Origin of the sequence: Pandoraea sp., assembly GCF_041919235.1 — a bacterium.
Taxonomy (GTDB): domain Bacteria; phylum Pseudomonadota; class Gammaproteobacteria; order Burkholderiales; family Burkholderiaceae; genus Pandoraea.
Window position 1 is genome coordinate 115,508 of sequence record NZ_JAYRUC010000018.1, and the last position, 14,227, is coordinate 129,734.

Consider the following 14,227-nt stretch of genomic DNA (forward strand, 5'->3'; position numbering starts at 1 on the left):
TCCCGCATGAATTTCGCCTTGATTCTTTTTATCCTGGTGCTGGTGACCGGGGTGGCCTGGGTGGCCGACAAGTTGGTGTTTCAGCCGGCGCGCCGCCGGGCAGCACAGGACGCAGTGACACAGTTCGATCAGCAGCAGGTTGCGTTGCAGGGTTCCGGTATTCAGGGCTCAGGTGCGCAGGAAGGCGGTGCGCTGGCGAGTGCCCGGGCGAAAGTGCGCGACGACAAGTTGCGGCAGCCGTGGTGGCTGGAGTACTCGGCGAGCTTCTTCCCGGTGATATTGGCGGTGTTCGTGCTGCGTTCGTTCGTGGTTGAGCCCTTCAAGATTCCGTCGGGCTCGATGATTCCGACATTGCTCGTGGGCGACTTTATCCTCGTGAACAAGTTCGACTACGGGATTCGTCTGCCGGTCATCAATACGAAGGTCCTCGATGTGGGTGAGCCGAAGCGCGGCGACGTGGTGGTGTTCCGTTACCCGAAAGACGAGTCGATGGACTACATCAAGCGCGTGATCGGTGTGCCCGGCGATGTGGTGGCCTACGAGAACAAGCGGCTCACCGTGAACGGTCAGTTGGTGCCGGAGACCGCGATGCCCGACTTCTTCGACGAGGAGCACATCGCCTACTTCAAGCAGTTCGAAGAGACGGTGGGCGGCGTGAAGCACCGCATTCTGAACGACCCGAACGTGCCGCCGTACATTTTGGGTGCCGACGACTTCCCGAACAAGCAGAACTGCCAGTACAACAGCCAGGGCGTGATCTGCAAGGTGCCGGCAGGCCACTACTTCATGATGGGCGATAACCGCGACAACAGCGCGGATAGCCGCTACTGGGGCTTTGTGCCCGAGAAAAACATCGTGGGCCGAGCGTTCTTCATCTGGATGAACTTCTCGAACCTCAAGCGCCTGGGCCGCTTCCAGTAAGCTTCCCGAAGATCGAGCGGGGTCGCGGCCCTGAACGATGCATCTTATTAATGCGGAAATTGACAATAAATCGTCGATTTCCGCATTATTGTTATTTAATTCGAATTAAATGACGCCTCCGATCGGGAGCGTCGAAGCGATCTCTCCGTCTCTGCTTCGGAAATGTCCGATCCACCACCCTCCTGCGAGTCTGAAAAGCCCGCCGGACGGCGGTCAGGCGCGTCGTTTCTTGGCGACGACGCGCGCCGGGGCGGGAGCGTCGCGCTATACTTGCGCCATGCCTCAATCTCTGAATCAACTGGAAGAACGTCTCCAGTACCGCTTCCACGATGCGGAATTGCTTTGCCAAGCGCTGACGCATCGTAGCCATAGTGCCGCCAACAATGAGCGGTTGGAGTTTCTCGGCGATTCCATACTCAACTGTTCGGTTGCCGCGATCCTGTTCCGTCGTTACGGGAAGCTCGACGAAGGCGACCTCTCGCGTGTGCGCGCCAATCTCGTCAAGCAGCAGTCGTTGTACGAAATTGCGCAGACGCTGGGGGTTTCCGATTTTCTGCGGTTGGGGGAAGGCGAACTCAAGAGTGGGGGGTTCCGCAGGCCGTCGATTCTGGCCGACACGCTCGAGGCGCTGTTCGGGGCGATGTATCTGGACGGCGGTTTCGAAGCCGCGTATGCCGTGATCGAGCGTCTGTATACGCCGGTGCTCGAACATGTCGATCCGAAAACGCTTGGCAAAGACGCCAAGACACTGCTGCAGGAATATCTGCAGGGCCACAAGATCGCATTGCCGCAGTACACGGTGATTGCCACGCACGGCGCAGCCCACAATCAGCAGTTCGAGGTGGAATGCACGGTACCGAAGCTCGACATCAAGGCGGGTGGCTCGGGCGCAAGCCGACGTGCGGCGGAGCAAGCGGCCGCCAAGAAGGCGCTTGAGGAAGTGCAGAAGATGCCGGCGCTTGCCAAGCCGAAGGCGGAGAAGGGTGCCAAGGCTGCGAAGAAGCGTGCGGCGAAGGCGGCAGCGTCCGAGGCGAAAATGGCCGAGACGGTTGGGCTAATGCGCGTCGCGCCGCCGGGCGAGGCACGTGAGCCCAAAGATGCGAAAGACGCTAAAGACGCTAAAGACGCGAAAGATGCCAAGGAGTCGAAAGACGTCCGCGAGGTCAGCGGTTCAGTTGGCGCGCCGGCCATGACCGCGTCCGGCAACAACGGTGCGGCTCGTACGCCGTCAGCCCCTGCGGAGAAATCTTCCGAGAAGACCGCCGAGAAGTCTGCCGAGAAGGCCGACGCCGCCAAGCATCCCCCGGCAGCCGCCTGAGCCCCATTCAAGGGGCGGGCGCAACGCGCGGCCCCCTTTTCACGAGAGTTACCCAACATGAACGATAAGACGGATTTTCGCTGCGGGACCGTGGCGATCGTCGGGCGTCCGAACGTCGGTAAATCGACGCTGCTCAACGCCCTCGTCGGTCAGAAGATCAGCATTACGTCGCGCAAGGCGCAGACGACTCGGCATCGCATTACCGGCATTTGTACCACCGACGATGCGCAATACATCTTCGTCGACACACCGGGATTCCAGACACGGCACGCGACGGCGCTGAACCGCTCGCTCAACCGCGCGGTGACGTCGACGCTTTCCAGCGTCGACGTCGTGCTTTTCGTCATCGAAGCGGGCAATTTCGGCGACGACGACAAAAAGGTGCTTGAGCTCCTGCCCGAGACAACGCCGGTGCTGCTGATCATCAACAAGCTCGATCGCATTACCGACAGGGCGGCATTTCTGCCGTTCCTGGGGAAGATGGGCGAGGTGCGCGATTTCCGCGAGATCGTGCCGCTCTCGGCAAAGCGGCACGATGACATCAAGCGTTTGCTCGGCGTGTTGCGCCCGTATCTGCTCGAAGGCGAGCCGATCTATGGCGAAGACGATCTTACCGACCGCAGCGAGCGATTCATGGCGGCCGAGATCCTGCGCGAAAAGGTGTTCCGCTGGACCGGCGACGAGCTGCCATACACGAGCACGGTCATCATCGACAAGTTCGAGCAGGAAGGGAATCTGCGTCGGATCTTTGCGACGATTCTGGTCGATCGCGATAACCACAAGGCGATGATCATCGGCAACAAGGGCGCGAAGCTCAAGCAGATTTCCACCGACGCGCGCCTCGATATGGCGAAGCTCTTCGATGGGCCGGTGTATCTGGAAGTCTGGATCAAGGTCAAGGGCGGCTGGGCCGATAACGAGGCCGGCCTGCGGGCGTATGGCTACGAGTGAACTCGACACCGCACCTGACGAAATTGCGACGCCCGGCGATGTGACGCTGGCGTCCGGACACGCGTCGGGTGCCGACACGCCTCGTCGCCCGCGTCCTCCGCGTGCCGGTGCGACAGGTGCGACAGGTGCGGCCGGTGCGCGGCCTGCGCGTCAGACGCGCAGTCCCCGTGCGCGCGGCGTTGACGATGAGGCGTCGGAGGCATTTCGGCAAGCCGAGGCCAACACCGATAGCGTCAAGCACGAAACGAAACGGGCACGGCGAACACCGTCGCCCGCTCGCGCAGCCGAGCGCGAGCAGCGCCGAGTGACCGAGCAACCGGGCTTCGTGCTGCATAGCTATCCGTATCGCGAAACCAGCCTGATCATCGACGTCCTCACGCGCGACCACGGACGCATCGCGCTCGTGGCGAAGGGGGCCAAACGCCCGCACTCGGCGCTGCGCGGCGTGCTTCAGACTTTTCAGCCGCTCTCGCTCGCGTGGCTCGGTAAGGGAGAACTGCGTACGCTGACCAAGGCGGAGTGGGTCGGGGGGCTGCGTCCGCTCGAAGGTGACGCTCTGCTCTCGGGCTTCTACCTCAACGAATTGCTGGTGAAGTTCTGCGCGCGCGACGACCCCCACGACAAGCTGTTCCAGCACTATCTGACCACGCTGCACCATCTCGCACACGGCGAGCCTGCGGGCATCATTCTGCGAGCGTTCGAGCGCGTGCTGCTGCGCGAGACCGGTTACGCCGTGGCGTTCGACCGCTGCACGCAGACGCGTGGAAAAGTGACGCCCGAGCGCCGCTATGTGTTCCATCCTGACCGGGGCGTGCGTCCTGCGGGAGGGGATGAGCCGTCCGACTGGCCGATCGTCAGTGGGCAGACGTTGCTCGACATGGAGCAAGATGACTACTCCAGGGTGCAGACTGTGCAGCAAAGCAAGCTGCTCATGCGCTTTCTTCTCAATCACCACTTGGGCGGCGTTGCGCTCAACACGCGGCAGATCCTGCTCGACCTGCAAAAACTATGAGCCTCTTCTTTCACGGTAACCCCATCGATCTGGGGGTGAATATCGATCACGTCGCGACGTTGCGCAACGCGCGCGGCACCGCTTATCCCGACCCGATCAAGGCGGCGTTGCTGGCCGAAGAGGCGGGCGCAGATGTGATTACGCTGCACCTGCGTGAGGATCGCCGCCATATTCGCGACAACGATGTGAGGGCACTGCGTGGCGAGCTGCTCACGCGAATGAACCTGGAATGCGCCGTGACGCAAGAGATGCTGGCGATTGCGTGCAGCGTGAAGCCGCACGACGTTTGCCTGGTGCCGGAGCGTCGTCAGGAACTGACGACCGAAGGCGGTCTGGATGTTGTCGGTCTGTACGATGCTGTCGCCGCCGCGACGCAGCAGCTCGGCGACGCCGGCTGCCGCGTGTCGCTGTTCATCGACCCGGACGAAGCACCGATCCGCGCCGCGGCACGCATGGGCGCGCCGGTGATCGAGCTGCACACGGGCCGCTATGCCGATGCCCACGACGACGCAACGCGCGAAGCTGAGTACGCACGCATCGAGCGCGCCGTCGCGCTCGGACTGTCGCTGGGGCTGCGGGTGAACGCAGGGCACGGCCTGCATTACGAGAATGTGCAGGCGATTGCGGCCATCGAAGGGATCTCCGAGCTCAATATCGGACACGCCATTGTGGCCCACGCCCTCTTTGCCGGTTGGGAGAATGCCGTGCGCGAGATGAAAGCCATCATGGTCGCCAGTCGCATTGCGGCGCGCGGCTGAGTCGCAACCTCTTCCACGGTATCCCGTCATCAGGCGCCGCCCATGAGCGATCCGACGTTGCCGTCGTCTTCGTCCCCCGACCAACCGCCGCGAGGCGGGAATGCGGTCAATCCCGAGCCCGGCGCCACGGCGATCTACGGCGTGGGCACGGACATCCTCCAGATCAGCCGCGTTGCAGGTGTGATGGCGCGCACGAACGGGCGTTTCGCCGAGCGTGTTCTGGGACCGGAGGAACTCAACGTTTACCACATGCGTCAGCGACGATCCGCCGTTCGAGGACTTGCGTATCTGTGCACCCGATTCGCCGCGAAGGAGGCCGTGTCGAAGGCGATCGGGCTGGGCATGCGCTGGCCGATGACATGGCGCGCCGTGCAAACGCTCAACGCGTCGTCCGGCAAGCCGGTCGTAGTGGCGTCGGGCGAGTTGGTGCAATGGCTGGCCGAGCGGCAATTGTCGATCGAGATCTCGATCACGGACGAGAAAGAATATGCGGTCGCGTTCGCAATCGCATCGCGTAATTTAGGCAACATTGGCAATATTGCATCGGAGAAAACGCAATGACGAAGCGCAGGCCGGGCCCGGTGATGCTGGACGTCGTCGGGCTGACCCTCAGCGAGGACGACATCCGCCGCATCGACCATCCGTTGACCGGAGGGGTCATCCTTTTCGCCCGCAACTTTGATGACCGTGCGCAATTGTGTGCGCTCACGAAGCAGATTCGCGACGTGCGCGACGACATCCTGATCGCTGTCGATCATGAGGGCGGCCGCGTGCAGCGCTTTCGCACCGACGGGTTCACGCACCTGCCCGCCATGGGCAAGCTGGGGCAGCTCTGGCACGACGACGTGTTCAAGGCGACGCGCGTAGCAACGGCCGTTGGTTACGTGCTCGCCTCCGAGCTGCGTGCGTGCGACATCGACCTGAGCTTCACGCCGGTGTTGGACTTGGACTACGGTGCGTCCGCCGTCATTGGCGATCGTGCGTTCGACGCCGATCCACGGGTGGTGACCATGCTCGCCAAGAGCCTCAATCACGGTCTGCTCCTCGCGGGGATGGCGAACTGCGGCAAGCACTTCCCGGGGCACGGATTTGTGGCCGCCGACTCGCACCACGAGATTCCGGTCGACGAGCGCTCGCTCGACGACATCCTCAGTGTCGATGCGCAGCCGTACGATTGGCTCGGCATGTCGCTTGCGGCGGTGATGCCGGCCCACGTGATCTACCCGCAAGTCGATCCGAACCCGGCGGGATTCTCGGCCAAGTGGCTCAAGGAGATTCTGCGCGGCAAGTACGCTTTCGATGGCGTGATTTTCAGCGACGATCTATCGATGCAGGGGGCGAGTGCGGCAGGCGATGTCGTTACGGCGGCGCATGCGGCGATGGCGGCCGGCTGCGACATGGTACTCATCTGCAACAGCCCGGAGAAGGCAGACCGGTTGCTGCACGAGATGAAGTCGGTGCCCGATATCGCGTCTCAGCGTCGCATCAAGCATCTGAAGGGGCGCGGCAAGGCGCACGGGTGGGAAAAGATGCTCGCGCAGCCGGAGTATCAGGCGGCGCGACGTTTGATCGCGCAGACGTTCGGCGGATAAGTCACACGCTGAGGTCACGCGCTGAGGTCACGCGCTGAGCGTTCAGCCAAACAAAAAGCGCTCGGCCCCGAAAGGGGAAGAGCGCTTTTTGTGGCCTGACGGGCCCCGCATCGCACCGCGTCGTCCGAAGACGGCGCGGTCGGTGCCGCAGTCGATCAGACGCGGCTGCGGTACTCGTCGGTACGCGTATCGATTTCGATCTTGTCGCCGGTGTTGACGAACAGCGGCACCTGGATTTCCAGCAGATCGTTGATCTTGGCGTTCTTCAGAACGCGGCCCGACGACGTGTCGCCCTTGACGGCCGGCTCGGTGTATTCCACAACGCGCACGAGCGAGGTCGGCAGGTCGACCGAGATGGCCTTTTCGTTGTAGAAAACGACTTCGCATTGCATGCCGTCTTCCAGATACTTGATCGCGTCGCCCATGTTTTCGGCTTCGACTTCGTACTGGTTGTAGTCGGTGTCCATGAACACGTACATCGGGTCGGCGAAGTACGAGTAGGTCACTTCCTTCTTGTCGAGCACCACGACGTCGAACTTGTCGTCGGCCTTGTAGGCGAATTCGCCACGGCCTTCGCCCATCAGCTTCTTGTACTTCATCTTCACGACGCTGGAGTTACGGCCCGACTTGACGTATTCGGTCTTCAGCACCACATTGGGCTCACCGTCGATCATGACGACGTTACCGACGCGGAGTTCTTGAGCGGTTTTCATAAAAAAACGAGATCCTGTGACGAAATAAGCGATTTGCCGCTTGTCGAGCGCTTCCGTGCGCCCATTCGCCGCTTGATTCCCGCGCCCGCCCGGAACGGTCCGGCGCAGCAGGTTCAGCAGCAAAGCGTTGAAAAACCAGCTATTTTACCTGATTTTCTGCGAAGCTTGCCAACTGTCGCGCGAGATCCGGAAGACTCGCCTGTGCGCACGCCCACGCGCGGGCGTGTCGATTCAGTTCGGGCAGCGCGGCAGCCAGCGCCGCCCAGTCGGGCGGGGTGCTGGCGTAGCCGTTCCAGAGATGCCAGAAGGTGCGCAGCGCCTCGCGCGCGTCGTGCCCCAAGGGGCGGGCGTCAGCCGTGCCAGCGGGCGGATCGCCCAGATAGCGCTCGAGAAATGCGTCGAGTTTGATGTGATGGGCCTCGTCGTCCTGCGGGTAGATATGCCAGACCAGCGGTTTCGCCGCCCATTGGGCGCGCACGAACGAGTCTTCGCCGCGCACGAAATTGAGGTCGCACGCCCACAGCAGCGCGTCGAATTCGGATTGCGGGACGAACGGCAGTCCATACACGCTCAGTGCACCTCGCGTCGCTGACTCGCGCGGCGCAAGCGTTTCACGGCCGAACCAGGCCGCGACCGATGGTGCGATACGTCCCTGAGGAACGAGGCAGACGATCGGCGTCTTGCTGGCAGCCCATTGCACAAGCAATGCAGGGAGCGCGGTATTTTCATAGGTGAACAGCGATACGACCCATGCGTCCTTCGGCGCTGACGGCAGGCCGAGCGTGCGTTGCCACCAGGCGTCGCGCAGATCGGGGCGAGAAAGGAAAGCGTCTCGCTGCGACAGCAGTTCCCGCTCCCGTGCAAGCCCGCCAGTGCGCTTGGTGAAGCCGGGGAAGAAGAACGTTTTGACGAGTCCCAGTTGCGGGTGTACCGATTTTTGCAGATGACATCCCTCAACCCAGTCTTCTGCGCTCAAATATTCGAGATTGATCCAGATGGGCGCGCTTCCGGCTTTTTTCCGCGCGTGCATCGCCTCGATAAAGACGTCGGGGATATGGCAGGCAAACGCTTCGATGACGATATCGCCTGGTGCATTGCCGTCGGTGATCGGACCGAAGTCGCTATCCCAGCGGCGCACCTCGACGCCGTCGCACCGTTGCCGGGCCAACGACGGATCGATGTCGGGGCGCAAGTGACGAAAGCTCGCGAGATCGTCCACCCAGAGCCGGACCGACCAGCCGTGTTCGCGCACGAGTTGCCGGGCGAGCCGCCAGCACACGCCGATGTCCCCGAAATTGTCGACGACGGTGCAGAACAGGTCGCAACGCGGGACCAGGGGAAGGGCGCTCGAGCCAGGAGAAGACACGATGGGCAGGGACATTGAGAGGCGGCGACGCGGATTGGTCTAAACTTCGGATTTTAGTCCCTGTGACGCCTGACGATGCCATCGCCAAGGTTGTGGGCCGTGCGATGAATGCACCGGCTCGCCCCGGGGACGCTTCGATTGCCAGAGTTCATGACCGAAGACGCCCACGACGTCACGCCGCCGAGCAAGGCCCGCAAGGCGAAATCCGCCACCGGCGCTGGCGCTGCCGCCGCCCCTTTGGCGACGACGCCCCCCGACAGCACGGACGCGCAGGTTGACACGTCGGCCGAGGCGACGACGGTGCCCAACCCGGCCAAGACCGACAAGGGAAAGCGTTCGCGTCGCGCGAGTGTCGAGGCGACAAGCCCCAGCGGCGACGCGCTCGACGCCGCGCCGTTCGACGCCCGCCAAGTGCTCGCGCAATTGCCGAACCTGCCCGGCGTCTACCGCTATTACGATGCGACGGGCAATGTCCTGTACGTTGGCAAGGCGCGCAACCTCAAGAAGCGTGTGTCGAGTTACTTCAACAAGACGCTGCTGTCCCCGCGCATCGCGCTGATGGTCGCGCGCATCGCGAAACTGGAAACGACCGTTACGCGTTCGGAAACCGAGGCGCTGCTGCTTGAGAACAATCTGATCAAGGCGCTGCATCCGCGTTACAACATTCTGTTTCGCGACGACAAGTCGTATCCGTTTCTCAAGCTCACACAGCACAAGTATCCGCGCATGGCGTACTACCGGGGCTCGGTGGACCGTCGCGGGCAGTACTTCGGGCCATTCCCCAGCGCGTGGGCGGTGCGCGAAAGCATTCAGATCCTGCAGAAGGTGTTCCAGTTGCGCACTTGTGAGGACTCCGTCTTTGCGAATCGCACGCGTCCGTGTCTGCTGCATCAGATCGAGCGATGCAGTGCGCCGTGCGTGGGTGTCATCCGGGACGAAGACTATGCGCGCGACGTGAGCAACGCGGCGGCCTTTCTTTCGGGACGTCAGAGCGAAGTGCTGGGTGCGCTGGAAGCGAAGATGATGACGTACGCCGAGGCGCTGCAATTCGAGCAGGCCGCCGTGGTGCGCAACCAGATGCAGGCACTGTCCAGCGTGCTTCAGCAGCAGTCCGTCGAGACGGCGGGCGATGTCGACGCCGACATTCTCGCCGTCGCCTACGCGGGCGGGCGCGCGTGTGTGAACCTCGCGATGGTGCGTGGCGGACGTCACCTCGGCGACAAGGCGTACTTTCCGGCGCACGTCGAGCGCGGCGTCGAAGGGGGCGTTGTCGATGAATTCGATGAAGACGAGGCGCTCGCATCGGATGTGTCCGATGGGGACTCGGATGCATCGTTGACCACGGTCGGCGAGGTTGCCGGCGACGTGCCATCGGGGGCCCGGGCGTCATCGCTCGAATCGCGCCTGCTCGAAGCGTTTGTCGCGCAGCACTATCTCGGCCAGGCGGTGCCGCCGGTGCTGGTCGTGAGTCATGCGCTGCCGGGTGACGAGTTGCTTGCCGCATTGTCCGAGCAAGCGGGGCGGCGCATCGCGCTGGTGCGTCAACCGCAGGGACAACGACGGGCGTGGCTCGATATGGCGCAGCAAGGCGCGCAGCTCGCGCTTACGCGTCTATTGACGGAGCAGGGCAGTCAGCAGGCGCGCACGGGCGAACTGGTGCAGACGATCGGGCTCGACATCGAGGATCCGGCGTTGCTGCGGGTGGAGTGCTTCGACATCAGCCACACGCAGGGCGAGGCGACGCAGGCGTCGTGCGTGGTGTTCCATCATCACAAGATGCAGACGAGTGAATACCGGCGTTACAACATCACGGGCATTACGCCCGGTGACGACTATGCGGCGATGCGTCAGGTGCTCACACGCCGGTACGGCCGTTTGATGGAGGCTGCGGCGGCCGCAGTGAGCGATGCGGCAGATCCGTCGTCCGTGGCGGCCGACGTGGCGCGCGCCGAGGCCGAGACGGCGTTGCTGCCCGACACTGAGGCGCCCCCCGAAAACGGCGTGTCTGCCGAGGTCACCGCGTCGAGCGCGCCTGAGGTGTCTGACGTGGAGGCCAATTTGCCCCAATTGGTGCTTATCGATGGTGGCAAGGGGCAGGTCGAGGTGGCGCGTCAGGTGTTCGTGGAGTTGGGGATCGACATCGGGCGGCTGGTCGGCGTGGCAAAAGGGGAGGGACGCAAAGTGGGTCTCGAGACGCTGATTTTTGCCGACGGCCGCGCGCCGTTGGAATTGGGGCGCGAGAGTGCGGTGCTGATGCTGATCGCGCAAATTCGTGACGAGGCGCACCGCTTTGCGATTACCGGCATGCGGGCCCAGCGGGCGAAGGCGCGTCAGACGTCGCGGCTCGAGGAGATCGAGGGCATTGGGGCGAAACGCCGTCAGCGGTTGCTCATGCGGTTCGGCGGGCTGCAAGGGGTGGCGTCGGCGAGCGTCGACGAGTTGGCGAGCGTCGACGGCATTTCGACGACATTGGCCGAGCAGATCTATCGTCAACTGCACTGACGCGCGCGACGCGTCAGGTGTCGCCGTGGAACAGCAGACGCATGACGGTCTCGTTGTCGACCGTCTCGCCGGACAGCGTGCGCGCGAGAAGCTCACCGCCGACGACGGGCGGCGCGAAGATCATGTCGGGCTGTACGCGCTTGATCTTGCTCAGATGCTTGCTGTCGTTGACCGATGCGATGGTGCGCACCGTCGGTGCGATTTCCTTCGCAGCGAGCACGATGAAGGCATTTTCCGAATCGTCGGCGCGCAGCGCGAGAACGGCTTTGGCGTGCTCGATGCCGGCGTGCGTAAGCACGGCGTTGTCGCTCGCGTCGCCATGGATGACATCTGCATCTTCCGGGTATGGGTTATCGGCGCCGCTTGCGATGATGGCCGTCACCGGCAAGCCGCGCTTGGTGAGTTCGTGGTGCACGTTGATGGCAAGCGGCGAGGCGCCGGCCACGATGAAGTGGTTCTTTCGTATCACGTGAGTGAACCTCCCAGCGAGAATTTTCTTGAGGTTGCCGCCAACGAGCGGGCCGATGACGACGGTCAATGACGTCGCGAACACACTGATCCCGAAGATGATGACCGATGCGGTGAAGAGCCGCGCGTCGGTGGTGTGCGGCACGATGTCGCCGTAGCCGACGGTGGTCATCGTGACGATGGCGAAATAGAACGCGGTGGCCAGATCGGCGACGGGCGGCGTGAATTCGTGGCCGAGATAGAGGGTGCCGAAAGTGGCATAGACGAGCAGGGCAAATACGGCCACCAGCGTGTAGAGCGTGGCGGCGGCGAAGCTTGCCCGGTCGAACGAGCGCCAGTACCACAGCAGAAGCGCAATGCAGACGAGCGAGAGGGCGAACGTCAGATCGAAGCGGATGTTCACGTGGAAATTGATGGCGGCGGCCAGCGTGAGCATGACGAGCGTGAAGGCCCAGGCGGTGCGTGCGCGGATGACGAGTCCGCAGGAGAGCGCGACCAGTGACAGGCCGGTGAGGGCGCGGGGCAGGTGCGAGAAGTCGATGCGCTCGATGGCGTTCAGCCCGAAGAGCAGCCGGGGCAGGTGGGTGGCCTCGATGCGTTCGAGTGCCGAGAGGTCGCCGCGCACGAAGAGATCGATGAGCAGCGAGCCGGGCACGCGCAGGAGCACGGAGGCGACGAGCAGCAGGCCGTCGATCCCGACCAGTATCGCGATGAGGAGGTGCGCCGGCAGCAGCGGGCGTCGCAGTGCGGTCAGGGGCCAGGACAGTTTCACGAGATCGGCGCTATTGGCGGGTGATTGCGAGCAAGATAGGGGCACACTGGCGCACATGTCAACCGCTGTGCGGTGCCTTGGCCTTGTCGCTGCGGGGCAGACACGGCACAATGCGGGTCTGGTACGGTTGCCGAGGGCGCCGTGTGTCGACCGCTGTTTGCCGAACTCATGCTGCCATGCCTTTCAATATCCCTATATGTCTGACCTGGCTCCGGATCGTGCTGATCCCGCTGGTGGTCGGCGTCTATTACTTGCCAGCGACCTGGTTGACGTCGGTCGAGATGAATTGGGTGGCGTGCTCGGTCTTCGTGCTGGCGGCGCTGACCGACTGGTTTGACGGATTCCTGGCAAGGCGCTGGAATCAGACGTCGGCGTTCGGGGCGTTTCTGGACCCTGTGGCGGACAAGCTGATGGTGGCTGCGGCGTTGCTGATGCTGCTGCAGATGGGGCGGATCAATGCGTTGGTGGCGTTGATCATCATCGGCCGGGAGATCACGATTTCGGCATTACGTGAATGGATGGCGCAGATTGGCGCGTCGCGCAGCGTGGCGGTGCATCAGTTGGGCAAGATCAAGACGGCGGCGCAGATGGTGGCGATTCCGTTGTTGCTGTTCAATGGCACGGTGGCATGGCGCGGATTGCGATTTGACTCCCGATTCTGGGGGACGTGGCTGATCTACGTGGCGGCGGTTCTCACGCTGTGGTCGATGCTGTATTATCTGCGCCGCGCGTGGCCGCAGATTCGGGAGCGCGGTGCGGGCAAGATGTGAGCGCCGGTCCCCGAAGGTGCGGGAATTGCGCGGGGTGGGGAGCATAATCTTCACAAATTTTCAGTGTGGGTGCTTGACACTGAATCACGGTTTAGCCATAATCTCCTTCTCGCTGCTACGGCACTAGCCCGGCAGCGAAGTTTTAAGAAGCGGTTGGATTGGTAGTACGCATGACAATGCGGGAGTAGCTCAGTTGGTAGAGCGCAACCTTGCCAAGGTTGAGGTCGCGAGTTCGAGACTCGTCTCCCGCTCCAGTTTTCACGCTGGACATTGAGTGAGTTGATCCTTGGTGTTCGGTGTCATGCGGGAGTAGCTCAGTTGGTAGAGCGCAACCTTGCCAAGGTTGAGGTCGCGAGTTCGAGACTCGTCTCCCGCTCCAAATCCAGAGGGAAGCCTGGCTTCCCTTTTTATTTGCCGAAAAGCCCACGGCGATCGATCCGAAGGGCGCCCTCGATGGCAACAGCGAGTGGTTAAAATGCGGCATATATCCCAATGGCGGGATGGCAGAGTGGTCATGCAGCGGCCTGCAAAGCCGTGTACGCCGGTTCGATTCCGACTCCCGCCTCCAAAATTCAAAAGCCCTGACGTGTCAGGGCTTTTTCTTTTTCGGCCGTTGTATCGGAAAGCCGTTGCTTGAATGCGAGGCTACAAAACTGCTTTGCGGATGACTGACGCTTATTCGCCTCGATCTCCTTCGTTGAAATCTGTTGCTGTACGCGTGGCGAACACACGTTGAACACACCAACGGCCAATGCGTATCGACAATGTGTAGACGACGATAGCTGTGATCAGGCCGCAGGCTAGTATCGTCAAACCTATCAGATCCTCAAAATCCTCGATGTGACCATGCCTCGATTTCACGTACAGTAACTCACGCCGCTTGCAGCATCGCTTCGTAATCGGACGGTGTGCGGTACCCGATGGACGAATGGATTCGTTGGCGATTGTAAAAGCCTTGGGCCTGTCGGAAATTTCGTGTTTGAGGCATAACATGTCGCCAAGGAGTGACGATGCCTCGCAAACCCAAAACCCCACCGGCAGAGCTGCCGACGATCCCCGCCGAGCTGCTTGAGCAGTTCGGCAA

The 14,227-nt window shown here is 62.4% G+C and carries 13 protein-coding genes and 3 tRNA genes; 12 read left to right on the forward strand and 4 right to left on the reverse strand.

What is annotated here, in order from left to right:
- Positions 1-6 precede the first annotated feature (6 nt).
- From lepB to nagZ, 7 genes are all read left to right on the forward strand, one after another.
- Positions 7-921 carry a signal peptidase I gene (gene lepB, locus ACE3UG_RS15685; RefSeq protein ID WP_374625465.1) on the forward strand — a complete coding sequence of 305 codons (915 nt, stop codon included), beginning with the start codon at positions 7-9 and terminating at the stop codon, positions 919-921.
- A gap of 277 nt (positions 922-1,198) precedes the next feature.
- On the forward strand, positions 1,199-2,239 hold the full coding sequence (gene rnc / locus ACE3UG_RS15690) for a ribonuclease III (RefSeq protein ID WP_374625467.1): 1,041 nt from the start codon (positions 1,199-1,201) through the stop codon (positions 2,237-2,239).
- A 57-nt stretch (positions 2,240-2,296) separates the two neighbouring features.
- Positions 2,297-3,190: a GTPase Era gene (gene era, locus ACE3UG_RS15695; protein WP_374625469.1), complete on the forward strand. Its 894-nt coding sequence runs from the start codon at positions 2,297-2,299 to the stop codon at positions 3,188-3,190.
- Positions 3,177-4,202, forward strand: coding sequence for a DNA repair protein RecO (recO, locus tag ACE3UG_RS15700; protein WP_374625471.1), 1,026 nt, complete (start codon positions 3,177-3,179; stop codon positions 4,200-4,202). The genes era and recO overlap by 14 nt, the downstream gene beginning before the upstream one ends.
- The gene (gene pdxJ / locus ACE3UG_RS15705; protein WP_374625473.1) at positions 4,199-4,960 is read left to right on the forward strand and encodes a pyridoxine 5'-phosphate synthase; all 762 of its coding nucleotides are present in this window, start codon (positions 4,199-4,201) and stop codon (positions 4,958-4,960) included. Before recO ends, pdxJ begins: the two co-directional genes overlap by 4 nt.
- A gap of 42 nt (positions 4,961-5,002) precedes the next feature.
- Entirely contained in the window at positions 5,003-5,521 is a 519-nt protein-coding gene (gene acpS, locus ACE3UG_RS15710) for a holo-ACP synthase (protein WP_374625475.1), read from the forward strand.
- Positions 5,518-6,552, forward strand: coding sequence for a beta-N-acetylhexosaminidase (gene nagZ / locus ACE3UG_RS15715; RefSeq protein WP_374625477.1), 1,035 nt, complete (start codon positions 5,518-5,520; stop codon positions 6,550-6,552). Before acpS ends, nagZ begins: the two co-directional genes overlap by 4 nt.
- A gap of 155 nt (positions 6,553-6,707) precedes the next feature.
- Here nagZ and efp read toward each other — a convergent pair whose 3' ends face one another.
- Together efp and earP are read right to left on the reverse strand one after the other, a co-directional pair.
- Positions 6,708-7,265 carry an elongation factor P gene (gene efp, locus ACE3UG_RS15720; RefSeq protein WP_374625479.1) on the reverse strand — a complete coding sequence of 186 codons (558 nt, stop codon included), beginning with the start codon at positions 7,263-7,265 and terminating at the stop codon, positions 6,708-6,710.
- 139 nt (positions 7,266-7,404) lie between these two features.
- A complete protein-coding gene (gene earP / locus ACE3UG_RS15725) occupies positions 7,405-8,640 on the reverse strand; it encodes an elongation factor P maturation arginine rhamnosyltransferase EarP (RefSeq protein WP_374625501.1) in 1,236 nt (411 codons plus the stop codon).
- A 99-nt stretch (positions 8,641-8,739) separates the two neighbouring features.
- Between earP and uvrC the strand changes: the two genes are divergently transcribed.
- Positions 8,740-11,133, forward strand: coding sequence for an excinuclease ABC subunit UvrC (gene uvrC / locus ACE3UG_RS15730; RefSeq protein ID WP_374625481.1), 2,394 nt, complete (start codon positions 8,740-8,742; stop codon positions 11,131-11,133).
- 13 nt (positions 11,134-11,146) lie between these two features.
- Here uvrC and kch read toward each other — a convergent pair whose 3' ends face one another.
- Positions 11,147-12,373, reverse strand: coding sequence for a voltage-gated potassium channel protein (kch, locus tag ACE3UG_RS15735; protein WP_374625483.1), 1,227 nt, complete (start codon positions 12,371-12,373; stop codon positions 11,147-11,149).
- A gap of 176 nt (positions 12,374-12,549) precedes the next feature.
- Here kch and pgsA point away from each other — a divergent pair, with 176 nt between their 5' ends.
- The 4 genes from pgsA to ACE3UG_RS15755 all read left to right on the forward strand — a co-directional run bounded on the left by pgsA (position 12,550) and on the right by ACE3UG_RS15755 (position 13,711).
- On the forward strand, positions 12,550-13,143 hold the full coding sequence (pgsA, locus tag ACE3UG_RS15740) for a CDP-diacylglycerol--glycerol-3-phosphate 3-phosphatidyltransferase (protein WP_374625485.1): 594 nt from the start codon (positions 12,550-12,552) through the stop codon (positions 13,141-13,143).
- A 178-nt stretch (positions 13,144-13,321) separates the two neighbouring features.
- Positions 13,322-13,397, forward strand: a tRNA-Gly gene (locus ACE3UG_RS15745).
- Positions 13,398-13,446: 49 nt separating this feature from the next.
- A tRNA-Gly gene (locus ACE3UG_RS15750) sits at positions 13,447-13,522 on the forward strand.
- 115 nt (positions 13,523-13,637) lie between these two features.
- Positions 13,638-13,711: transfer RNA gene (locus tag ACE3UG_RS15755), tRNA-Cys, on the forward strand.
- Positions 13,712-13,818: 107 nt separating this feature from the next.
- On the opposite strand, the gene ACE3UG_RS15760 is transcribed toward ACE3UG_RS15755, so the two are convergent.
- Positions 13,819-14,227, reverse strand: a 409-nt coding sequence (locus tag ACE3UG_RS15760; RefSeq protein ID WP_374625487.1) for a hypothetical protein, incomplete at its 5' end; no start/stop codon positions are given.